The organism is Nocardioides aestuarii (genome assembly GCF_039527245.1).
GTDB classification, from domain to species: Bacteria; Actinomycetota; Actinomycetes; order Propionibacteriales; family Nocardioidaceae; genus Nocardioides; species Nocardioides aestuarii.
This window is the reverse complement of record NZ_BAAAJT010000003.1, coordinates 16,759-38,324: the sequence shown is the minus strand read 5'-3', so window position 1 is coordinate 38,324 and position 21,566 is coordinate 16,759. Positions and strand designations below refer to the sequence as shown.

The window sequence follows — 21,566 nt, the reverse complement described above, 5'->3', positions numbered from 1 at the left end:
CGGCTCAGTCCTCGAGGTCCTCGTCGTCGTTCCAGGCGGGGTCGTTGTCCCACTCGTCGTTGCGCTCCTCGACCTTCTCCAACGCCCGCGCGGCCTCGGCCTGCGTGGCGTAGGGCCCGAGGCGGTCGGCGTTGCGGCAGCCGTCCTCGCCCTCGACGGTGTGGTGCTTGAGGCAGAACCAGTACTCACCGGAGTCACTCATGCTCCGGAAACTACACTCGCGCCATGCCTGTCGCAGCCCCCGTTGCCCCCGGCACCGTGTCGCCGCGCCGCCCGGTGCCCGCCCACGTCGTGCGCCCGGAGTACGTCGACCGCGACGCCCCTGAGCGCTTCACCGGGAGCGAGGTCAAGGACGCCGACACGATCGAACGGATGCGCGTCGCCGGCCGGCTGGCCGCGCAGGCCCGCGACCTCGTCGGCTCCCACGTCGCGCCGGGCATCACCACCGACGAGCTCGACCGGATCGGTCACGAGTTCCTCTGCGACCACGGCGCCTATCCGTCCACGCTCGGCTACCGCGGCTTCCCCAAGAGCCTGTGCTCCAGCGTCAACGAGGTCGTCTGTCACGGCATCCCCGACAGCCGGGTGGTCGAGGACGGCGACATCGTCAACATCGACATCACCGCCTACCTCGACGGCGTCCACGGCGACACCAACGCGACCTTCCTCGCCGGCGACGTCGACCAGGAGACCCGCGACCTCGTCGACCGGACGCGGGAGGCCCTCCGGCGCGGCATCAACGCCGTGCGTCCCGGCCGCCGGGTCAACGTCATCGGCCGCGTGATCGAGAGCTACGCCAAGCGCTTCGGCTACGGCGTGGTGCGCGAGTTCACCGGCCACGGGATCGGCACGGCCTTCCACAGCGGCCTGGTCATCCCCCACTACGACGACGCCCGCTTCGACGACCTGATCGAGGTCGGCATGACGTTCACGATCGAGCCGATGCTCAACCTCGGCACCCACGAGTGGGAGATGTGGGACGACCAGTGGACGGTCGTGACCCGCGACCGGCGCCGCAGCGCCCAGTTCGAGCACACGCTGCTGGTGACCCCGACCGGTGCCGAGGTGCTCACCCTCCCCTGAGGCTCAGGGCCTCACGGCACGCAGGGCGTCGACCATGCCCTCGCCGGCATAGCTGTTGCGGGCATCGTTGCCGCGGCACCGCGGCAGGGCGTCGAACTGGGCCTTCCGGCACGGCTTGTCCTTCGCCATCGCCCGGATCGCCTCGCGCACCTGCGCCGGCGTCAGGTCCGGGTGCTCGGAGAGCAGCAGCGCGACGACGCCGGCCACGTGGGGCGAGGCCATCGAGGTGCCGCTGAAGCGGGCGTAGCGGCCGTCGAGGACGGTCGACAGGATGTTCGACCCCGGGGCGGCGACGTCGATGGCCCGCAGGCCGACGTTGGTGAAGAACGAGGCCTTGGTCCGCAGCGTCTTCTTGATGCGGGCGAAGGACGAGACCGTGACGACACCCGGCAGCTCGGTCGGCAGGTCCCGGCAGCCGGCGTTGATCCGCCGGTTGACCGAGCGGCTGTCGTTGGGGCTCGAGGAGTCGAAGGAGTTGCGGTCGAGGTCGGTCGAGGCGTTGCCCGCCGCGGCGACGTGGGTGACGCCCTGCTTCGTCGACCAGCGCACCGCCCTGCTGACGGCCGCCATGGCGGCCGCCTGGTCGGGCCGGTCGTCGCACCAGTACATGAACGGGTCGACGTAATAGCTGTTGTTGGTGACGTCCATCCCCTGGCGCCCGGACCACATGAACCCGCAAACCGCGTACTCCGGGTAGATGTAGCCGTCGTCGTTGACGACCTTCACCGACGCCAGCCGCGCGTTCGGCGCGACCCCGACGATGCCGGTGCCGTTGCGGGCCGCCGCGATCGTTCCGGCCACGTGGGTGCCGTGGTCGCTGGTCGTCGGGCGCCAGCCGCGTGCCGACGTGTCGACCGCACCCGCATCGGTGCAGTTCACCGACGACGCGGCGTCGATGTTCTCCGCGAGGTCCGGGTGGTCGTGCTCGATCCCCGAGTCGAGGACGCCGACCAGGACGTCCGGGGAGCCGTCAGTGACCTCGTGGGCCTCGTCGGCCCGGATCACCCGCATGTCCCACTGCTTCGCCTCGCGCGGATCTGGCTCGACCTGGGCCCGCGTCGCGGGCCGGAACTCCGCCTTCTCCGGTACGCCGCCGGCGGCCGCGCGCGACCGCGCCGTGCCGGGCGTCCCCTCGCTGACCCTCGTCGTCCGCGTCATGCCCACGGACGCCACGACGTCGCGGCGACGCATCGCCCGACGGAACCCGCTCTCGCGCGAGTGGGCGACGACGACGCCGATCTCCGGCCAGGTCTCCACGACCGTGCCGCCGTTGCGGCGAACCGCCCGCGCGACCTTCGTGGTGTTCGACCGCCACGGGCCGGCGGCGTTGACGACGTAGGAGCTCAGCCGGCCGTCGGGGGCAGGCATCGCCACCTTGGTCGAGCGTCGCTGGTCCTGCGCCGCCGTCCCCGCGGGAGCGGCTCCCGCGGGGACGGCCTGGAGCGTCGCCACCAGGCACACGCCGACCACGAACGAGACGGGCGTGCGGACCATGGTGGGCTCCTCGGGTGCGGCGTCAGGGAGTGACGGCGTCGAGGGCGTCGATCATGCCCTCTCCGGCATAGCTGTTGTCCTCGACCGTACCGACGCAGGCGGCTCCGGTGCCGCGCTGCGGCGCTTCGCACGCCTTGTCGTCGGCCTGGGCCTCGAGCCCTGCCGCCAGCTGGGCGGGCGTCCAGTCGGGGTGGGTGCCGGCCAGCAGCGCGAGCACTCCGGCGGCGTGCGGGGACGCCATCGAGGTGCCGCTCTTCAGCCCGTATCCGTTGCCGTTGACGATCGTGGACAGGATGGAGCTGCCGGGCGCGCCCACGTCGATCACGTCGAGCCCCCGGTTGGAGAAGTAGGACAGGTAGGTGTCGAGCGAGGTCGTGTCCTTGCGGGCGAACGACGACACGGTCACGACGCCCGGCAGCTCCGCCGGGATGTCGAGGCAGCTGCTGTTGATGGTGCGGTTCACGGCAGCGCTGTCGTTGGGGCTGGAGGTGTCGGTCGTGTTGTTGGCGAGGTCGGTCGCGGCGTTGCCCGCGGCCGCGGCGTGGACGGTGCCCTGCTTCGTCGACCACTGCACCGCGCGGTTCACGGCCTCCATCGCGGGTGCCTGCTCGGGCTGGTCACCGCACCAGTACATGAAGGGGTCGATGTAGTAGCTGTTGTTGGTCACGTCCATGTCGTGCTGACCGGCCCACATGAACCCGCAGATCGCGTACTCCGGGTAGATGTAGCCGTCGTCGTTGACGACCTTCACCGACGCCATCCGGGCGTTCGGCGCGACGCCGACGATCCCGACGCCGTTGCGGGCAGCGGCGATCGTGCCGGCGACGTGGGTGCCGTGGTCGCTGGTGGTCGGCCACCAGCCGGTGGCGGAGGTGTCGACCTGTCCGGCGTCGGAGCAGTTGACCGAGCTCTCGGTGTCGATGTTGGCGACGAGGTCCGGGTGGTCGGGGTCGATGCCCGAGTCGAGCACCCCCACGAGGACGTCGCGGGACCCGTCGGTGACCTCGTGGGCGCGGTCGGCCTTGATGACCTTCATGTCCCACTGCTCGGCCTCGCGCGGGTCGGTGACGACGTCGGCCTCGGCGGTGTTGGCGAACTCGCCCTTCGCGGTCCCCTGCGTCGTACGGCGTGCGGAGAGCCGGGACGAGGTCGTGCCGGGCGTGCCCTCCTTGACGGCAGTGGTGCGGGTGGGACCGACCGAGGCGATCGGGCCGAGGTCGAGGACCTCGCTCCGGAAGTCCTCGCTGGTCGCGTGGGCGACGACGACGCCGATCTCCGGCCACGACTGGACGACGGTGCCGCCGGCCTTGCGCACGGCCCGCTCCACGGAGCGCGTCTGGTTGGGCTTCTGGCGGACGGCGTTGAGGACGTAGGAGCTCAGCTGCCCCTCCGGCGTCGCGATCGGGACCGGCGTGGACGGGTCCTCGGCGGGTGCGGCGGACGCACCGGTCGAGGCGCCCAACGTGGCCGCGGTGAGGGCTGCCGCGGTCACGGCAGCGATGAACGTGGGGACAGGTCGCATGGGTGGCGCTCCTCCGAGATGATCATTCCGAGCTGATCGAGCGAGGCCGACCCCATCAGGAGATCCGCCTGCGCGTCAACCACTAGGGTCGCTGCATGACGCCGATGTTCGAGGACTACACCGGCTCCGACGGGCCGGCCTTCGACGAGATGTTCGACGGATCATCCCTGCGCGCGCCCTACGAACGACTGCGCGACTCGCTCCACGAGCTCTCGGTGCCCGAGCTGACCGGGCGGCTCGAGGCGCTGCAGACCAGCTATCTCGACCAGGGGGTCACGTTCGACATCGGCGGTGAGGAGCGGGCGTTCCCGCTCGACATCCTGCCCCGGGTCATCGAGATGGACACCTGGTCGACGATCGAGGCCGGCGTGCAGCAGCGGGTCCGGACGCTGGAGGCCTTCCTCGCCGACGTCTACGACGCCGGGCAGGTCTTCGAGGACGGCGTGGTCCCCCGCCGGGTGGTCGCGACCTCGTCCCACTACCACCGTGCGGCTGCCGGCGTACGTCCCGCCAACGGCGTCCGCGTCCACGTCTCCGGCATCGACCTGATCCGCGACGACGACGGCGAGTTCCGGGTGCTCGAGGACAACGTGCGGGTGCCGTCCGGTGTCTCCTACGTGATGACCAACCGGCGCGCGATCGCCTCCGCCCTGCCGGAGACCTTCGCCGAGCACCGGATCCGTCCCGTCGCGTCCTACCCCCAGCGGCTGCTCGCCGCGCTCCGCGCCGCCGCCCCGGCGGGCGTCGCCGACCCGACGGTCGTCGTGCTCACGCCGGGGGTCTTCAACGGCGCCTACTTCGAGCACGCGCTGCTGGCGCGCACGATGGGCGTGGAGCTCGTCGAGGGCCGCGACCTCGAGTGCCGCCGCGGCCGAGTCATGATGCGCACGACCGGCGGGCTCGAGCCGGTCCACGTGATCTACCGGCGGGTCGACGACGAGTTCCTCGACCCCGTCCACTTCCGTGGCGACTCGCTCCTCGGCTGCCCGGGGATGATCGACGCCGCGCGCGCCGGCCAGGTGACGATCGCCAACGCGGTCGGCAACGGCGTCGCCGACGACAAGCTCGTCTACACCTACCTGCCCGACCTGATCCGCTACTACCTCGACGAGGAGCCGGTCCTCAAGAACGTCGACACCTGGCGGCTCGGGGACAGCGAGGCCCGCGACGAGGTCATGGACCGGCTCGACGAGCTCGTCGTCAAGCCGGTCGACGGTTCGGGCGGCAAGGGCATCGTCATCGGCCCCGCGGCCTCGCGCTCCGAGCTCGACGAGCTGCGCCGCAAGCTGCTCGAGGACCCGCGGTCGTGGATCGCCCAGCCGGTCGTCCAGCTCTCGACGGTGCCTACCTTCGTCGACGGCGAGCTCGGCCCGCGCCACGTCGACCTGCGACCGTTCGCGGTCAACGACGGCCAACGCGTCTGGGTGCTGCCCGGCGGCCTGACCCGCGTCGCGCTCGCGCAGGGCGAGCTGATCGTGAACTCCTCGCGCGGGGGCGGTTCCAAGGACACCTGGGTGCTGGCCGGCACCGGGACGGCGGGCGCCGCCGTACGTCGTGACCACGTCGAGTCGGCCCACCTCGCACCGCCGCAGAGCACCGGCCCGGCGATGACCGACCTCACCAGCCAGGCCGAGCAGCAACAGCAGCAACGGCAGGAACCGGACGTGCCGACCGAGGGAGGTGCCGGGTGCTGAGCCGGATCGCCGAGTCGATGTTCTGGATCGGCCGTTACGTCGAACGGGCCGAGGACACCGCCCGCATCCTCGAGGTGCAGACGACACTGCTCCTCGAGGACGCCTCCGGCGACGAGGAGTCGACCTGCCGCAACCTGCTCTCGATCATGGGGGTGGGGGCGCCCGAGGACCAGGTGGTGGACACCGCCCTGATGCTCGAGCTGCTGGCCTACGACGCCACCTCGCCGGCGTCGGTCGCGGCCGTCCTCGGCGCGGCCCGCGAGAGCGCACGGCGAGCCCGCGAGACGCTGTCGGCCGCGATGTGGGAGGCGCTCAACACGACCTGGCGCGGGGTCAGCTCCGGCCAGTTCCGGCAGCGTCGTGGGGCCACGGCCTACCACTGGGTCTGCGACCGGGCCGCGCTCGTCAACGGCACCGCCGACGCGACGATGACCCGCGACGAGGGCTGGCAGTTCCTCGTCCTCGGCCGGACCATCGAGCGGGCCGACATGACCTCCCGGCTGGTCGCCACCGCTGCGCTCGCCGCCGGCCAGGGCGCTCCGTGGACCAGCACGCTGCGGGCGTGCGGCGGCTACGAGGCGTTCCTGCGGACCTACCGGGGGCTGGAGTCCGAGCGCGGCGCAGCCGAGTTCCTGCTCCTCGACCGGCTGTTCCCCCGGTCGGTGGTGTTCTCGCTCAACCGGGCCGAGCAGTGCCTGGCCAACCTGGAGTCGACCGGCCAGCGTGCCGGCTTCCAGAACGAGGCGCAGCGGCTGCTGGGCCGCACCCGGGCGGAGCTGGAGTACCGCTCGCTCTCCGACGTGGTCGCCGACCTGCCCGCCGAGATGGAGCGCCTCCAGCGCACCTGCGCGCTGGCGACGGAGGCCATCACCCGCCGGTACTTCGCCGGCGCCGAGGCACGTGACTGGACGGGGGTCCGGATCTGATGCAGCTGAGGATCGTCCACACCACCGGGTTCGAGTACGACGGCAAGGCGACCGCGTCCTACAACCAGGCGCGCATGACGCCGCAGACCACGCCGGAGCAGATCGTGGTCCACACCCGGCTGGAGGTGACTCCCCCACCGTGGACCTTCGAGTACCGCGACTACTTCGGCAACGAGGTGACGGCCTTCGAGGTCCTCGACCCCCACGAGCAGATGACGGTCACCGCCACCTCGACCGTCCACACCCAGCGGCGCCGCGCCCCGTCCCCGACGCTCGCGTGGGACGACCTGCGCACCCCCGAGGTCGCCGACCGGTGGACCGAGTACCTCGCGATGAACGACCTGGTGGCGCCCCCGGCCGACCTGCACGAGCGGCTCGCGGCCATCCGCCGTGACGCGGGACGGCCCGGCGAGGCCGCCCGCGCCGTCTGCGAGCTGGTCAACGCCGAGGTCGAGTACCAGTCGGGCGCCACCGAGGTCACCTCCACCGCGGCCGACGCCTGGCAGCAGCGCGGCGGGGTGTGCCAGGACATGGCGCACCTCGTCATCGGCGGGCTGCGGTCCCTCGGCATCCCGACGCGCTACGTGTCCGGCTACCTCCATCCCCAGGCAGACCCACTCGTCGGTGAGACGACGCCGGGTGAGTCCCACGCCTGGGTCGAGTGGTGGGACGACGGCTGGCACGGCTTCGACCCCACCAACGACCTCGAGCCCGGCGAGCGCTGGGTCGTCGTGGCCACCGGCCGCGACTACCTCGACGTCAAGCCGCTCTCCGGCATCTTCTCCGGGGCCGGCACCTCGTCGATGTTCGTCCGGGTCGACGTGACCCTGCTGGCCTGACCTGCCAGAATGCTCGGCGGACGGGCTGGCCGGGCGACCGCGTCGTACGCCGCACCGCGAGGTGCGACGGACGCCGAGGAAGGTCCGGGCTCCGCAGGGCAGGGTGGTGGCCAACAGCCACCCGGGGCAACCCGCGGGACAGTGCCACAGAGAACAGACCGCCTCCCCCTCGTCGCGAGACGTCCGGGGCGGCAAGGGTGAAACGGTGGTGCAAGAGACCACCAGCGGTCCGGGCGACCGGACCGGCTAGGCAAACCCCACCCGGAGCAAGGTCAAGAAGTCCGGTGCGCGAGCACCGGGCGCGCGTGCGATCGAGGGCGGCCCGCCCGAGCACGCGGGTAGACCGCTGGAGGCGATCGGCAACGGTCGTCGTAGATGGATGGTCGCCCCCGGCGTCAGCCGGGACAGAACCCGGCCTACAGGCCAGCCCGTCCCCCATCCGGCCACGTGGACGAACGGCCCGTCGAGTCTCGGGAATCTCGACGGGCCGCCCTGCGTCACACTCCCCCCGGATGTGACGGCCGACCTCCGAACCCCCGTACCGGATGCCGACAACCGCACTCAACACCGGACGGGCGGCCTCGACATCACCCCTAGGGTCGAGTCTCGCGAGGGCGTGTCTGCCACGCGAGACGCGTCGGCTCAGGAGACGGTCGCGCAGGTGGCCACGACGGTCACCTGGTAGGAACCACCACCCTTGGTCTTGTTGCGCGCGAAACCGACGGTCCAGCTGGTCGCGCCGGCCGCCGGGGCCGACGTCGTCACCAGCAGCGGGGTGTCGCTGCGCAGTCCCCCGGCGAGCGCGATCTTGTCCGCCGGGCACGCCACGGTCAGGGTCTGGGTGCCGTTGCCGGTGAAGGACTGCTGCTTGGTCACGACCTGGTGGCCCGAGACGCCGGCAGCGCCCGCAGGACCCGCCGGACCTGCCGGTCCCTCGGGGCCCGCGGGACCCACGGGGCCCCCGGCCGGGCCGGCGGGCCCCTCGGGGCCTTCGGGACCGGCGGGTCCGGTCACCGCGGTCGCGATCAGCTCGTGAACGGCCGCGGAGAGGCCGCCGGGCCGGACTCCCCCGTCCTTGAGCTCGCTCGAGCGCACGGCGCCCTTGGCGACCTGCCGGGCGGTGACGGAGTCGCGGGCGAGGTCGACCTGGCGGATGCTGTGGTCCTCGATGTCGCGCGAGCCGATCTGGCCGGCGGCGACGGCACCGCCGACGCCGCCGACGGCGACGAGCAGGAGGGCGCCGCTCAGGACGGCGGTGGTGCGGCTGCGCAGGGCAGCAGTGGGCTTGTTCATGGCAACACCTTCGGTCAGGTGCGTCCCCCGAGACGGGCGACGGTGGGGGTCGCCCGGGAGGCAGTGGGTGTCACGAGCGTGGGGCGCCCACGGTGACCGTGGTCACCGAACAGCCACGAAGTGACCCGTCGGCGCCCCAGCAGTGACCGTTCGGCCCGGTCAGGTCCACCCACCCTGATGACCCGTTCGGGCCACCCGGTGCCCGGGGTCGAGCGATCAGCAGTAGAGGTCGTGGCTGCCCTTGGCGAGCGAGGGGCCGCCGTCGACCTGCTCGCCCCGGTCGAGGCCGTAGCCGCGCATCCAGTCGAAGATCGCCTGGGTCCGGTTCACCTGCTGCTGGCCCTTGCCCTGCAGGCTGAGCCGGAGCGTCAGCGGGACGTCGGGGATGGCTGCCTTGCTGGTGACGGTTCCGATCAGGCGACCCTCGAGGAACCATGAGATGTGGCGGTCGGTCACCTCGACCGCGACCGCGTGCGACGTGCCGTTGACGGAGATGCCGCCCTCGGTGCGCTTCCACTCGTCACCCGCCTGGTTGCGCGCGCCGATGGTGATGCCCTTCTGGTGCGGGGACGCCTCGGCGACCGTGATGCCGGTCGCGCGGCAGCCGGCCGTCGCGTCGGCGGGCACCAGCTCGATGAGGGCGCGCAGGTCCTGGTGGGTGGTCTCGGTCGACTTCATCCGCAGCCGCACCTCCCAGCGGCCACGCGCCCGGGGGTTGCCGCGCATCGTGACCATCGTGGTGCCGACGCTGGCGCCGTAGCCGTCCTTGTTCTGCCGCTGGCTGTCGAGCATGAGCCCGCCGTTGTGCTTGGCCGAGCGACCGGTGCCGTCGGACCACTCCTCCCACCACCCGGTGCGGTCGGCGCCGCGGCTGGGACGGTCGGTGAGCGACTCGCCGTAGGTCCAGCCGAAGTCCCACAGGGACGGCCGCCACCCGTAGCGCTCGGCGGCGGTCTTCGAGGCGACGTCGCGGGCCACCTGGAGCGGCGTGCCGGACTCTCGTGTCACCGGGTCGGACTCCGTCGCCGTCAGCGTGGCCAGTGAGCCGGTCGCGACGGCGCGCGCCGTCCGGGCGCTGGCGACCACGTCGAGGTAGACCGGGAACGACGGATACCACCCGACCCTGCTGTTGTCCTGCGTCCACGCCTCCTGGACCGCTCGGTAGACCACGGTCTGACCGGCGGTGCCGAGCACCAGGCCCTCGAACGTCCCCCGGCCCTGGGCGTCGGTGGTCACCGCGTCGGTGGCGACGTCGACCCAGGACCCGCCCTGCCGCCGCTGGAGCGTCAGCGCCCGCCCCGGGAACACCGGCGGCGGGAGGTCGGTACGACGGGCGAGGTCGCGCACGGCCTCGGGCGTGGTGTCCACCGTGAGGTCGAAGGGCCGGTCGACGACGACCTGGCCCGGATCCAGCCCGGTCACGCCGGTCCGGAGTCCCACGACCAGGTCCTGCGAGAGCGCGTGGAACTCCTGGGCCGGGGTGTGGAGCCCCCCCGAGGCGACCCGCATCCGGATCCCGAACATCGACGGCGCCAGGTAGCGGAACCGGAACGTCCCGTCGGCTCGCGTCGTGCGCCGCTTGAAGCCCTTGACGTCCTTCCATGTGTCGCCGGGCCGGCTCAGGTTCACCTGCAGCTTGATCCGCCGCTTCCCGGCGACGCCGAGGTCACCGGCGAAGGTGATGCGCTGGCCCCCGACGTACTCCCGGGGCGAGATCTGCAGCGACGCCGAGCTCACCGCCGTGGGAGCGGCCCCGGCCGGACCGACCAGGGCAGGTGCCGCCAGCAGCGGGACGCAGAGGACCAGGGACGACAGCGCGGCCGTACGGCCGCGAGACCATGAGGACATCGGGGGGCTACCTCAGGAAACGGGGGGTGGTGGGTGCCACCACGGTAGGCCCGTTCGGACCACCTGTCCCGGGTTCGGGACCCGGTCTAGGCCAGCCGGAACTCCACGCGACGCTGCTCGGGGTCGGCCTCGGCGAGGACCACCTCGACGTCGTCGCCGAGCGGGAGGTCGCCGTCGTCGACCAGGCGCGCCTCGACCGCCGGCTCCGCGACGACGACCGTGCCACGGTGGCGGTCGTCGTCGTCGACCTCGACCACGGTGCCGTGGAACCGCTCCCCCACCCGGTCGTGGAGCAACGTGGCCTCGACGAGGTTGACCACCGCGCTCTCGTAGCGGCTCGAGCGCTGGGCCGACGCACGCAGGGTCTCCGGCAGGCCCGCGAGCGCGGCGTGGACCCATGCCGGCACGGGGTCGCCGCTGCACAGCGCCAGGCAGACCTCACCGGCGTAGCGGTCGCCCAGGCGTCGCAGCGGGGCGGTCACGTGGGCGTACTCCGAGGCGAGCGCAGCGTGCTGCGGGTCGGCAGGCGTCTCCTCGTCGAGCGCGAGGTAGCCGCTCCCGCGCAGCAGCCGCGTGCACGCCACGACCATCGCGGCGTGCGCGGGCCGGGACGCGTCGAGCGTGCGGATGAAGTCGGGGTAGACCATCTCGGCCGGCCAGTCGATGCCGAGGCCGCGGGCCGTGCGGTGGAGCCGGGTGATGTCGTGAGGGCTCGGTGGCGGCAGGGTGCGGAGCAGGCCGATCCGCGCGTAGACCATGAGCGAGGCCGCGCCGAAGCCCGTGAGCAGCGAGATCTGGGCGTTCCACTCCTCGACCGGCAGCAGCGACCGGAAGTGGAGCGTGACGGCGTCGTCGGTCATCTCGACCTCCTGCTCGGGCAGGGGCAGGGAGATGCCGCCGCGGGCCGCTTCCCGCTCCAGCCGGAGCCGACCGACCTCCGCGAGGACCTGGAGCGACTCGCTCGCCGACCCGTCGTCGATCCGCCGCTGCGCCTCGACATAGTCGAGCTGCTCGCGCGAGCGGACCAGGGCCCGCTCGACCGTGATGTCGGTGCCCTCGCCCGTCGCGTCGACCTGGATCGTCCACAACAGCGCCGGACGCACCTGGTCGGGCACGAGGGAGCCCGCGTCCTCGGAGATCGAACGGGGGTGGAGCGGCACCTTCGAGTCGGCGCCGTAGAGCGTCTCGCCGCGGCGGTGGGCCTCCAGGTCGACCGGGTCACCCGGCTCGACGAAGGCGGCGACGTCGGCGATCGCGTAGTGGACCGTGTAGCCGCCGGAGCCGTCGCGCTCGAGGTGGAGCGCCTGGTCGAGGTCGCGCGCGCCGTCGGGGTCGATCGTCACGAGCTCGAGGTCGGTGCGGTCGAGGTCGGGCAGCCGCGGGGACGCCGCAGCGCGGGCGGCCGCCTCCTCCACCTCCGCCGGGAAGTCAGGACTCACCCCCAGCTCGGCCTGGATCGCGGCGATGCCCTCGTCGAGGCGACGGCGTACGTCGGCAGCGCGACCCCGACCGTCGACCGCGCGGACCCGGACCACTCGACTGCTCGCCATACGAGGCACCCTAGCCTTGCCCGGTGCTCATCCTGCTCCCTCCGAGCGAGGGGAAGACCGCGCCGCGTCGCGGGAAGCCCCTCGATCTCGGCGCCCTCGGCAGCCCCGCCCTCGGCGAGGCGCGCCGCAGGGTGATCGACGCCCTCGCCGCCACCAGCAGCCGCGCGGACGCGGCGGACGTCCTGGGGGTCGGGCACACCCAGCTCGACCTGCTCGAGCGCAACCGCACCCTCGAGTCCTCACCGACGGCGCGGGCCGAAGCGATCTACACCGGCGTCCTCTACGACGCGCTGGGCCTCACGACGCTGTCGCCCGCCGCGCGACGCCGCGCCTCTTCGCGGGTCGCCGTGGTCTCCTCGGTGTTCGGGCTGGTGCGTCCCGGCGACCGGATCCCCGCCTACCGCCTCTCCGGCGACACCACGCTGCCCGGGCTGGGCCCGGTGGCCGGCGTCTGGCGCGACACCCTCGGCGACGCCGTGACCGCGTCGCTCGGCCGCGGCCTGCTCGTCGACCTGCGGTCCGGGACGTACGCCGCCTTCTGGCGGCCGCCGGCCGAGATGGCGTCCCGCGTGGCGACCGTACGGGTGCTCCACGAGCACGGCGGGACGCGCAAGGTCGTGAGCCACTTCAACAAGGCCACCAAGGGTCGGCTGGTGCGCGCCCTCCTCGAGGACGGCCGCGACCCGCGGGACCCGGCCGGGCTGGCCGCCGTGCTCCGCGACCTCGGCTGGCACGTGGAGGAGAACGCCGCGACCCCGCGGGGGACCCAGCTCGACGTGGTCGTCAGCGAGGTCTGATCAGGGCCTGCTCAGACAGGCTCACCAGTGCCCCGGGTCGCCGAGGGCGAGGTCGCCCGGCGTCCCGTTGAAGAGCCGCATCGTGGCGTGCGGACCGCGGTCCTCGGTCTCGAAGAACGACAGCACGCTGACCGAGGCCGGGCTGAGCTGCATCCGGAACAGCGACGGCAGGGGCGCCTGCAGGACGTGGGCCACCATCGTCTTGATCGGTGTCACGTGGCTGACGACCACGACGGTGCGGCCGGCGTGCTCCTCCAGCACGCGGCCGAGCGCCGCGACCACGCGCTCCTCGACCTGGCGGAACGACTCACCCGTCCCGCCCGGCGCGTGGTCGAGCGACCCGACCCACTGCTCGAGCTCCTCGCCGTGCCGCTCCCCCACCTCGGCATAGGTGAGGCCGTCCCACGCGCCGAACTCCATCTCCGCGAAGCCGGCCTCCTCGACGACCGGCAGCCCGAGGGCCGACGCGATCACGTCGGCCGACTCCCGGGTCCGCCGGACCGGCGAGCTGAGCACCGCGTCGACGCTCGACACCGTCGCCAGCCAGCGGGCGACGTCGGCGACCTGGGCCCGCCCTTCCTCGGAGAGCGCAGGGTCGCTGCCGGCGAGGCCCCCGGAGAACCGGCGGCCGGTGGTGTGGTCGGTGACGCCGTGGCGGACCAGCACCAGCGTCGTGCTGACCGGGCCGGCCACGATCGTTACAGCCCGCTCTCGGACGTGCGGACCAGGATCCGCTGGCACTCCTCGCAGCGCACGACCTCGTCGGGCGACGCGCCCCGGATGACGCTCAGCTCCGCCGGGTCGAGGGAGAGCATGCAGCCGCCGCACTGGCGCGCGCGCAGCGCCGCGGCGCCGGTTCCGCCCTTCTGCTCGCGCAGCCGGTCGTAGAGGGCGAGCAGGTCCTCGGGCAGCTCAGCGGCCATGGGCACCCGCTCGGCGGTGAGGTCGGCGAGCTGGCGGTCCAGGTCGGCGGTCTTCTCGTCCCGCGCGGTCGTGGCCGCCGCGAGCTGCTCGTCGAGCTGGGCGAGCTCGGAGGTCAGGCCGTCGAGCTCGCGCTGGGCGTCCTCGACCTTCTGCATCACCTCGAGCTCCTCGTCCTCGAGCGTGGTGACGCGGCGCTGCAGCGACTCGAGCTCGCCGAGCATCCGCTGGAGGTCCTTGGGGTTGCCGATCTCGCCGCTGTCGACCCGCTGCTGGTCGCGCGTGCGCCGCGACTTGGCCTGCTCGACGTCGGCGTCGATCTTCCGCTGCTCCACCGCGAGGTCGTCGACGACGATGCGGGCGTCGCGCGCCCGGTCGTCGACGTCGCGGCGCTGGGCGGTCAGCGACTCGATGACCGCCAGCTCGGCGAGGTGGGCGCGCTGGTGGCGCAGCTGGTCGGCCTTCGAGTCCAGCTCCTGGAGGTCGAGCAGACGGAGTTGGGCGTGCGGGTCGGCTTTCAGCGGGGGCTCCTCAGATCCGGGACGTCCAGGGGTCGGTGTTCGTCGTGCTGACGCGGAGCTCCACCGTATCCCCCAGCGCGTCCGCCAGCTTCGCCCGCACCACGGGCAGCCACGTCCACTCCGCCGCCCAGTGGGCCACGTCGACCAGGGCCGGCCCCTCCAGCGCGAGGAACTCCGACGCCCGGTGGTGGCGCAGATCGCTGGTGACGTAGACGTCGGCGTCGGTGCCCGCCACGTGGTCGAGCAGGAAGTCGCCCGCTCCTCCGCACAGCGCGACGCGGCGTACGACGCGGGCGGGATCGCCCGCGACCCGCACGCCGTGGGCGGTGGCCGGCAGCGCCGCGGCGACCTCGTCGGCGAAGGCGCCGAGGGTCGTCTCCTCGACGGTGCCGATCCTCCCGGTGCCGGTCGGGCTGCCCGGATCGCTCGGCAGGAGGGGTTCGAGAGCGGTGAGGCCGAGGGCGTGGGCCATCGCCTCCGAGACGCCACCGAGCGCCTGGTCCGCGTTGGTGTGGGCGGTGAGGAGGGCGCAACCACCGCCGAGCAGGGTGTGGACGGTCCGGCCCTTGGGCGTGGTGGCCGCGACCCCGTGGACGCCGGTCAGGAAGAGCGGGTGGTGGGTGAGCAGCAGGTCGGCGTCCCAGGCCACCGCCTCGCGGGCGACCTCGGGGGTCGGGTCGACGGCGAGCAGCACGCGTCGTACCTCGTCGTCCGGGTCGCCCGCCGCGAGACCGACGGCGTCCCAGGAGTCGGCGGTGCTGGGGGGATACCAGGCGTGGATCAGGTCGACGACGTCCTGGAGGGTCGGCATGGCGCGAGGCTACCGGCCGCCACCGCCTGGCCTGCGGTGTGGCGCAACCTCGGCGCCCTCGAGGACGGGACGGCGGTCGCCCACGTCATGTGGGGGGTCGACGACGAGGACGGCTCCCGGTGGATCGGCGGGCTCGTCGTCGACGCGGCCCACCAGGGGCGCGGGGTGGGCCGCCGGGCGGTGGAGCTGCTGCTCGAGCAGCTGCAGGAGCAGCCCGGCGTCGTGCGGATGTCCTACCACCCCGACAACACCGCGAGCCGCGCACTCGTCGCCGGTCTCGGGTTCGTCGACACCGATGCTTGGGACGACGACGAGCGCGTGATGGAGCTGCTCAGTTGACCTGCCGCTCGTAGCCCTCCCAGTAGGGCGCCCGCAGCTTGAACTTCTGCAGCTTGCCGGTCGCGGTGCGCGCCAGCTCGTCGCGGAACTCGACCGACGTCGGCGCCTTGTAGCCCGCCGCCTTGTCCTTGCACCAGGCGATCAGCTCCTCCTCGGAGACCTCCCCGCCGGGCGCGAGCACCACCAGGGCCTTGATCGTCTCGCCCCACTTCTCGCTCGGCACGCCGATGACGGCGACCTCGGCGACCGCGGGGTGGCTGAAGATGACGTCCTCGACCTCGATCGAGGAGACGTTCTCGCCGCCGGTGATGATGACGTCCTTCTTGCGGTCCTGGATGGTGACGTAGCCGTCGTCGCCGATCACGGCGCCGTCGCCGGTGTGGAACCAGCCGTCGCGCAGCGCCACGGCCGACTCCTCGGGCTGGTCCCAGTAGCCCTCCAGGACGACGTTGGACCGGGCGAGCAGCTCGCCCGTTCCACCCTCCTCCACCTCGTCGGTCGTGAGTCGTACGCCGAGCGCGGGCGCCCCGGCGCGCACCAGCTTCGCCGCGCGGTCCTCGGCCGACAGCCCGTCCCACTCCGACCGTGTGCGGTTGAAGGTCAGCAGCGGCGAGGTCTCGGTGAGGCCGTAGATCTGGACGAACTCCCAGCCGAGCTCCTCCTCGACCCGCACGACGGTCTTCGTCGGCGGCGGGGCGCCGGCCATGATGATCCGGACCCGGTCACGCCCGGGGATCTCGCCCTCCCAGGTCTGGGCGGCGTCGAGGACGGCGGCGGCCACGGCCGGGGCCGCGCACATGACGGTGACGCCGTGCTGCTCGACCCGGCGCAGGATCTCGGCACCGTCGACCTTGCGCAGGACGACCTGCGGGACGCCCAGCCCGGTCATCGTGAACGGCATCCCCCAGCCGTTGGCGTGGAACATCGGGAGGGTGTGGAGGTAGACGTCGCGGTCGCTGACGCCGGCGTGGAGCCCGAAGGTCACCGCGTTGACCCAGATGTTGCGGTGGGTGATCTGGACGCCCTTCGGCCGGGCGGTCGTGCCGGAGGTGTAGTTGATGCACGCCGTCGCGTTCTCGTCGGGCTGCCACGGACGGGGCGTCGCGCCCGGGGCGGCGAACATCGTGTCGTCCTGCCCCAGGACGTAGCGCTTCTCGGCCTCGACGGTGGACAGCGCCTCGTCGAGCTCGGGGTCGACGTAGAGCACCTTCGCCCCGGAGTGGCCGACGATGTAGCGGACCTCGTCGGGCCGGAGCCGGAAGTTCACGGGTACCAGGACCCGCCCGGACCCGGCGACACCGAAGAACGACGCGAGCAGACGGGCACTGTTGTGGGACACCACGGCGACCCGCTCGCCCGGTGCGACGCCCATCTCGTCGAGGTGGGCCGCCTGCCGGGCCGCCAGCTCGGCCAGCTCGGCGTAGGTCAGGTCGCCGAGGGACGGAGCCGGCTGGTCGGGCTCGTCGATCACCCCCGTCCGGTCCCCGTAGACCGTGCGGGCACGGTCGAGGAAGTCCGAGATGCTGAACGGGACGATCATGGATGCTCCTCCTCGTGGCTCGCGTCACACCCTAGCCACGGTCACGTTGGCCGGAGGTTGCCCGATGAGAGTCCTCTCATGCGCGGCTCACGACTGCCCCATGGAAGGCCACGATGGTGGGACCATGAGTCTCGTGCTGAAGATCCTGCTCGGCGCCGTCGGCGCCCTCGTGCTGGTGAGCGCCGCCACCGGGCTGGTGGCTGCCTCCGGCGTCGACGACCCCGCACCGCGGGAGACGATCGTCGTCGACCACTCCGGTCGGCAGGATGCCCGCGACGACGACAAGAAGCAGAAGAAGGACGACCGTGATGACCCCGGCAAGGCGAGGCACGAGAAGTCCGACGACCACGGGGGCGACGACGCGGACGACGAGTCCGACGACGACATCGACACCGCCCAGGTCGAGCCCGACGACTTCGACGACGACGACGACAACTCCGGGCCCGGGGGCGGCGACGACCGCACCGACGACCACGGGGGCGACGACCGGGGCGACGACCACGGCGGCGACGACCACGGCGGCGACGACCACGGGGGCGACGACGACTGAACGCCGCCGGTCCGGCTGGTCGGTCCGGACCCGTATCGTCACCGCCGTCGCGCTGCTGGTCGCCGTCGCGCTCGGCAGCGCCGGCGCCCTCGTCTACGCCATCGAGCGCAACCGGCTCCAGGAGGAGGCGGTGACCAGGGTCGAGCAGGAGCTCGACGAGTTCGCCAAGCTCGACGCGGAGGGCATCGACCCCGCGACCGGGGACCCCTTCGCCGACGTCCCCGCGCTGCTCGACACGTTCCTGGTCCGCAACGTGCCCGACGAGAACGAGGTCCTCGTGGCCTGGTACGGCGGTCGGCCGCGCACAGCCCTGCCCGGTGAGGACTCCTACGTCACGCGCCACGGGGCCTTCGAGCAGCTTGTCGACTCGATGCTCGCCGACGGCGGCACCCGGCAGGTGACCGCCCCGGGATACGGCGACGCCATGGTCACCGTGCAGCGGGTGCGGGCCGGCCAGGAGTCAGGCGCGCTGGTGGTCGTGAGCTATCTCGAGCGCGACCGGGCCGAGCTGCGCAACACGTTCCGGACCTACGCGCTGGTCGGCCTGGCGGCGCTCGCGGTCATCACCGCGGTCGCCTTCTGGCAGTCCGGGAGGCTGCTTGCGCCGCTCCGGACGCTGCGCGACACCGCGGAGGGCATCAACGAGTCCGACCTGTCGCTGCGCATCCCCGAGCAGGGCAACGACGACATCACCGCTCTCACCCACACCATCAACGGCATGCTCGGCCGGCTCGAGGAGGCCTTCGTCGGGCAGCGCCAGTTCCTCGACGACGCCGGCCACGAGCTGAAGACCCCGCTGACCATCCTCCAGGGCCACCTCGAGCTGATGGACCCGACCGACCCGGCCGAGGTCGCCGAGACCCGCGCACTCCTGCTCGACGAGGTCGACCGGATGTCGCGCCTGGTGGGCGACCTGATCCTGCTGGCCAAGCACGACCGGCCCGACTTCCTCTCCCCCGCCCCGGTCTCGGTCGAGCGACTGACCCACACCCTGCTCGCGAAGGTGCGGGCACTGCCCGGTCGCGCGTGGGAGCTCGACGGCGCCGGCGACGCGATCGCCACCCTCGACGAGCAGCGCATCACCCAGGCGGTGCTCCAGCTGGCCGACAACGCGCTGAAGCACACCGCCGAGGGCGAGCGGATCCGGCTCGGCTCCGACGTCACGGACGGCGTCGTACGGCTCTGGGTCGCCGACAGCGGCCCCGGCATCCCCGACGACCTCAAGGGCCACGTGCTCGAGCGCTTCGGGCGTGGCGCCGTGACCGCCGACGACGAGGGCTTCGGCCTGGGGCTCTCCATCGTGCGCGCCATCGCCGAGGCGCACGGCGGTCACGTCACCGTCGACGACACCGATCCCGGTGCACCCCGCCCCGGGGCCACCGTCACCCTCCACCTCCCCCAGGAGCTCCCGTGGCCCGGATCCTGATCGTCGAGGACGAGCAGCGCATCGCCTCCTTCCTCGCCAAGGGTCTCGGGGCAGAGGGGCACGGCACGACCGTCGTCGCCGACGGCCGCGACGGCCTCGACCACGCGCTGTCCGGCGACTACGACCTCATGGTCCTCGACATCGGCCTGCCTCGGATGGACGGCTTCGAGGTGCTCGACCAGCTCCGCTCACAGGGGTCGCGGATGCCGGTGATCGTGCTCACCGCGCGCGACTCCGTCACCGACACGGTCAGCGCGCTCGAGGGTGGGGCCGACGACTATATGCCCAAGCCGTTCCGCTTCGCCGAGCTCCTGGCGCGCGTCCGGCTGCGGCTGCGGCAGTCGCCGGGCGGCGAGGGCCGGTCCACCGGTCGTGACGCGCTCGAGGCGGGTGGGGTCAGGCTCGACCTGCGCACGCGCCGGGCCCACGTCGGCGGCAGGGAGCTCGACCTGTCGGCCCGCGAGTTCACGCTCGCGGAGATCTTCATGCTCAACCCCGGCCAGGTGCTCTCGCGCGAGCAGCTGCTCGACCACGTGTGGGGCCTCGACTTCGACCCGGGCTCCAACGTGGTCGACGTCTACGTCGGCTACCTCCGCAAGAAGCTGGGCGCCGAGACCATCGCCACCGTCCGCGGCATGGGCTACCGGTTCAACCCCTGATCTTGAAGCTCAGCCGCGGCGCGGGGAGCCCGGCCAGGACCGGCTCGAGGGCGTCGACGACCTCGTGCGGCAGCGGCCGGTGCGCGGCGGTGCGGTCGAGCATCGCCCCGACCAGCTCGCGGACGGTCGGCGGCACGTCGTCGGGGAGGTCGTACGGCGCGTCGACGAGCTGCGGGTAGCGCTCCTCCAGCCGCCCCTCACGGGAGCCCCTGTCGAACGCGCGATAGCCGGCCACCGCGTGGAACAGCGTCGTCCCGAGGCCCCAGACGTCGGCGGCGTACGACGCGTCGCCGAAGGTGTCCGGGTCCGCCTGCTCGGGCGCCATGTAGTAGTCGGTCCCGAGCCGCGCCGTCCGGGCGGCCTCCTCGGTCGAGCGGGCGATGGAGAGGTCGATCAGGCGCGCGGGCGCGGCCATGATGACGTTGCTCGGCTTCACGTCGAGGTGGACGAGGTCGAGGCTGCGGAAGTAGTGCAGCGCCGAGGACACCTCGATGGCGAGCGGGAGGTACTGCTGCTCCTGGAGCCGGCCGTGCCGGCGGATCAGTGTCGAGAGCCGGGGGCCCTCGATGTGCTGGAGGACGGCGTGGGGACGGTCGCAGCCGAGGTCGTGGCGCAGCCCGCGGGCCACCACCGGGTGGTTGACCCGCGCCAGCCAGCTGACCTCGCGGCGCAGGCCGCGCAGGGTGTGCTCGTCCTCGACCTGGTCGGGGCGCACGGCCTTGACCACGACCGGGCCGTAGGTGGTCTCGTCGAAGGCCAGGAACACCTCGTAGGCCGACCCGCCCCCGAGCCGACGGAGGACCGTCAGCTCGGGGGTGATGAGGTCGCCCTCGGTGAGTCCCCAGCTGTCGCTGGTGCTCATCCGCGGGTGTCGTTGCGCGAGCGGTCGTTGGTCTTGTTGGCCGACCAGTCACGCGTGCGGTCTCCGCCGTCGCGGGTCCAGTCCTTGGTCTTGTCACCGCGGCTGTGGTCGCGGTCCCGGCTGACGCCGGTCTTGCCCGACCCGGTGTTGTCGTTGCTGTCCTGGCCGCTGGTGTCGCGTGACCGCGTGTTGTCGCCGCCCGTCTGGGTCCCGGTGTTGGTGCTGGTGCCCGCGAGGCCGTCGACACCGTCGTCGTCGCCGTCGTCGGCGACCACGACGAGCTCGGTCCCGTCGTCGTCGCGCTTGGCGTCCACGTCGTCCGTGGCGAAGGCCGAGGAGATCGGCAGCGCGAGCAGGCCGGTCGTGATCGCACCGGCGAAGACGGCGGCGGGGAGGTGGATGGAGCGCTTCATGGTCGTTCCTCTCGTGGGTGGTGTCCCGTTGACGAGAGGAACGGTGCCGGTCGGCCGTGAGCCGTCGGTGAGGTCCGGATGAGACCCGTCTCATCCACCCCAGCGCAGCTCGAAGCGGGGTGTGTAGGCGTCGAGGCCGGGTGGTGCGGTGAGGTGGATCCGCGACTCGGGCTCGGTGAGTCGGGTGGTGCCGTGGTGGTCGACGAGGTAGGTGTCGCCGTGGGGTGTCTGCCAGAGATGTCGGCCGGGGCCGGCGGGGCGGCAGCGGAAGCCGCCGTGGGTCTTCCAGCGGTGGTGGCGGCGGCGCAGTGGGCCGGAGTTGTGGGGGCCGGTCTGCCCGGCCGGACCTGCGGGGTCGAACGGGGTGGTGTGGTCGAAGTCGACGCCGTCGCGTCGGGCGGTCCTCGGGGCGAAGGGGAAGACGTCGCCGCCGGTCAGCAGCCAGACCTGGTCCTTGAGCAGCGCGGGGTGCTCGTAA

General features: G+C 72.6%; 21 protein-coding genes, 1 other RNA gene and 1 pseudogene. 10 read left to right on the top strand and 13 right to left on the bottom strand.

Features of this window, described 5'->3' with window-relative positions; genetic code table 11:
- Positions 1-4 precede the first annotated feature (4 nt).
- A complete protein-coding gene (locus tag ABD091_RS17720; protein WP_343921077.1) occupies positions 5-202 on the bottom strand; it encodes a hypothetical protein in 198 nt (65 codons plus the stop codon).
- 23 nt (positions 203-225) lie between these two features.
- Here ABD091_RS17720 and map point away from each other — a divergent pair, with 23 nt between their 5' ends.
- The gene (map, locus tag ABD091_RS17715; RefSeq protein WP_343921075.1) at positions 226-1,083 is read left to right on the top strand and encodes a type I methionyl aminopeptidase; all 858 of its coding nucleotides are present in this window, start codon (positions 226-228) and stop codon (positions 1,081-1,083) included.
- A gap of 3 nt (positions 1,084-1,086) precedes the next feature.
- Here the strand turns inward: map and ABD091_RS17710 are convergent, their stop codons facing one another.
- Together ABD091_RS17710 and ABD091_RS17705 are read right to left on the bottom strand one after the other, a co-directional pair.
- A complete protein-coding gene (locus tag ABD091_RS17710; protein WP_343921073.1) occupies positions 1,087-2,577 on the bottom strand; it encodes a S8 family peptidase in 1,491 nt (496 codons plus the stop codon).
- Between the two features lie 22 nt (positions 2,578-2,599).
- Positions 2,600-4,099, bottom strand: coding sequence for a S8 family peptidase (locus ABD091_RS17705; protein ID WP_343921071.1), 1,500 nt, complete (start codon positions 4,097-4,099; stop codon positions 2,600-2,602).
- Between the two features lie 95 nt (positions 4,100-4,194).
- Between ABD091_RS17705 and ABD091_RS17700 the strand changes: the two genes are divergently transcribed.
- The 4 genes from ABD091_RS17700 (at position 4,195) to rnpB (ending at position 7,993) form a co-directional block, all read left to right on the top strand.
- Positions 4,195-5,793, top strand: a complete 1,599-nt coding sequence (locus tag ABD091_RS17700; RefSeq protein ID WP_343921069.1) for a circularly permuted type 2 ATP-grasp protein — start codon at positions 4,195-4,197, stop codon at positions 5,791-5,793.
- Positions 5,787-6,719, top strand: a complete 933-nt coding sequence (locus ABD091_RS17695; RefSeq protein ID WP_343921067.1) for an alpha-E domain-containing protein — start codon at positions 5,787-5,789, stop codon at positions 6,717-6,719. The genes ABD091_RS17700 and ABD091_RS17695 overlap by 7 nt, the downstream gene beginning before the upstream one ends.
- Complete coding sequence (locus ABD091_RS17690; RefSeq protein ID WP_343921065.1) at positions 6,719-7,558, top strand: transglutaminase family protein; 840 nt, start codon at positions 6,719-6,721, stop codon at positions 7,556-7,558. The genes ABD091_RS17695 and ABD091_RS17690 overlap by 1 nt, the downstream gene beginning before the upstream one ends.
- 21 nt (positions 7,559-7,579) lie before the next feature.
- Positions 7,580-7,993, top strand: an RNA gene (rnpB, locus tag ABD091_RS17685) — RNase P RNA component class A.
- A 207-nt stretch (positions 7,994-8,200) separates the two neighbouring features.
- Here rnpB and ABD091_RS17680 read toward each other — a convergent pair.
- The 3 genes from ABD091_RS17680 to ABD091_RS17670 form a co-directional block, all read right to left on the bottom strand.
- On the bottom strand, positions 8,201-8,851 hold the full coding sequence (locus tag ABD091_RS17680; protein ID WP_343921063.1) for a hypothetical protein: 651 nt from the start codon (positions 8,849-8,851) through the stop codon (positions 8,201-8,203).
- 216 nt (positions 8,852-9,067) lie between these two features.
- Positions 9,068-10,699, bottom strand: coding sequence for a LamG domain-containing protein (locus ABD091_RS17675; protein WP_343921061.1), 1,632 nt, complete (start codon positions 10,697-10,699; stop codon positions 9,068-9,070).
- Between the two features lie 86 nt (positions 10,700-10,785).
- A complete protein-coding gene (locus tag ABD091_RS17670; protein WP_343921059.1) occupies positions 10,786-12,249 on the bottom strand; it encodes an RNB domain-containing ribonuclease in 1,464 nt (487 codons plus the stop codon).
- Between the two features lie 23 nt (positions 12,250-12,272).
- On the opposite strand from ABD091_RS17670, the gene yaaA reads away from it, so the two are divergent.
- Positions 12,273-13,046, top strand: a complete 774-nt coding sequence (gene yaaA, locus ABD091_RS17665) for a peroxide stress protein YaaA (protein ID WP_343921057.1) — start codon at positions 12,273-12,275, stop codon at positions 13,044-13,046.
- Between the two features lie 21 nt (positions 13,047-13,067).
- Here yaaA and ABD091_RS17660 read toward each other — a convergent pair whose 3' ends face one another.
- The 3 genes from ABD091_RS17660 to ABD091_RS17650 are packed head-to-tail and all read right to left on the bottom strand — an operon-like array spanning position 13,068 to position 15,299.
- A complete protein-coding gene (locus tag ABD091_RS17660) occupies positions 13,068-13,739 on the bottom strand; it encodes a histidine phosphatase family protein (protein ID WP_343921055.1) in 672 nt (223 codons plus the stop codon).
- Between the two features lie 5 nt (positions 13,740-13,744).
- Positions 13,745-14,440, bottom strand: coding sequence for a zinc ribbon domain-containing protein (locus ABD091_RS17655; RefSeq protein ID WP_425571498.1), 696 nt, complete (start codon positions 14,438-14,440; stop codon positions 13,745-13,747).
- Positions 14,441-14,498: 58 nt separating this feature from the next.
- Complete coding sequence (locus tag ABD091_RS17650) at positions 14,499-15,299, bottom strand: Nif3-like dinuclear metal center hexameric protein (protein WP_343921051.1); 801 nt, start codon at positions 15,297-15,299, stop codon at positions 14,499-14,501.
- Between ABD091_RS17650 and ABD091_RS17645 the strand changes: the two genes are divergently transcribed.
- Positions 15,264-15,638, top strand: a complete 375-nt coding sequence (locus ABD091_RS17645) for a GNAT family N-acetyltransferase (protein WP_343921049.1) — start codon at positions 15,264-15,266, stop codon at positions 15,636-15,638. The two genes, ABD091_RS17650 and ABD091_RS17645, sit on opposite strands and share 36 nt — an antisense overlap.
- Here the strand turns inward: ABD091_RS17645 and ABD091_RS17640 are convergent.
- Entirely contained in the window at positions 15,631-17,178 is a 1,548-nt protein-coding gene (locus ABD091_RS17640; RefSeq protein ID WP_343921047.1) for an AMP-binding protein, read from the bottom strand. The two genes, ABD091_RS17645 and ABD091_RS17640, sit on opposite strands and share 8 nt — an antisense overlap.
- A gap of 124 nt (positions 17,179-17,302) precedes the next feature.
- On the opposite strand from ABD091_RS17640, the gene ABD091_RS17635 reads away from it, so the two are divergent.
- The 3 genes from ABD091_RS17635 (at position 17,303) to ABD091_RS17625 (ending at position 19,813) form a co-directional block, all read left to right on the top strand.
- Positions 17,303-17,728, top strand: coding sequence for a hypothetical protein (locus ABD091_RS17635; RefSeq protein ID WP_343921045.1), 426 nt, complete (start codon positions 17,303-17,305; stop codon positions 17,726-17,728).
- A 130-nt stretch (positions 17,729-17,858) separates the two neighbouring features.
- The gene (locus tag ABD091_RS17630) at positions 17,859-19,154 is read left to right on the top strand and encodes a sensor histidine kinase (RefSeq protein ID WP_343921043.1); all 1,296 of its coding nucleotides are present in this window, start codon (positions 17,859-17,861) and stop codon (positions 19,152-19,154) included.
- A complete protein-coding gene (locus ABD091_RS17625) occupies positions 19,139-19,813 on the top strand; it encodes a response regulator transcription factor (RefSeq protein ID WP_343921041.1) in 675 nt (224 codons plus the stop codon). The genes ABD091_RS17630 and ABD091_RS17625 overlap by 16 nt, the downstream gene beginning before the upstream one ends.
- On the opposite strand, the gene ABD091_RS17620 is transcribed toward ABD091_RS17625, so the two are convergent.
- The 3 genes and pseudogenes from ABD091_RS17620 to ABD091_RS17610 form a co-directional block, all read right to left on the bottom strand.
- Complete coding sequence (locus ABD091_RS17620; RefSeq protein WP_343921039.1) at positions 19,803-20,675, bottom strand: serine/threonine-protein kinase; 873 nt, start codon at positions 20,673-20,675, stop codon at positions 19,803-19,805. The genes ABD091_RS17625 and ABD091_RS17620 overlap by 11 nt on opposite strands.
- Positions 20,672-21,088 (bottom strand): hypothetical protein, encoded by a 417-nt coding sequence (locus tag ABD091_RS17615; protein WP_343921037.1) that lies wholly within the window; start codon positions 21,086-21,088, stop codon positions 20,672-20,674. Before ABD091_RS17615 ends, ABD091_RS17620 begins: the two co-directional genes overlap by 4 nt.
- A 90-nt stretch (positions 21,089-21,178) precedes the next feature.
- A pseudogene (locus ABD091_RS17610) lies at positions 21,179-21,566 on the bottom strand (hypothetical protein); the annotation flags it as partial.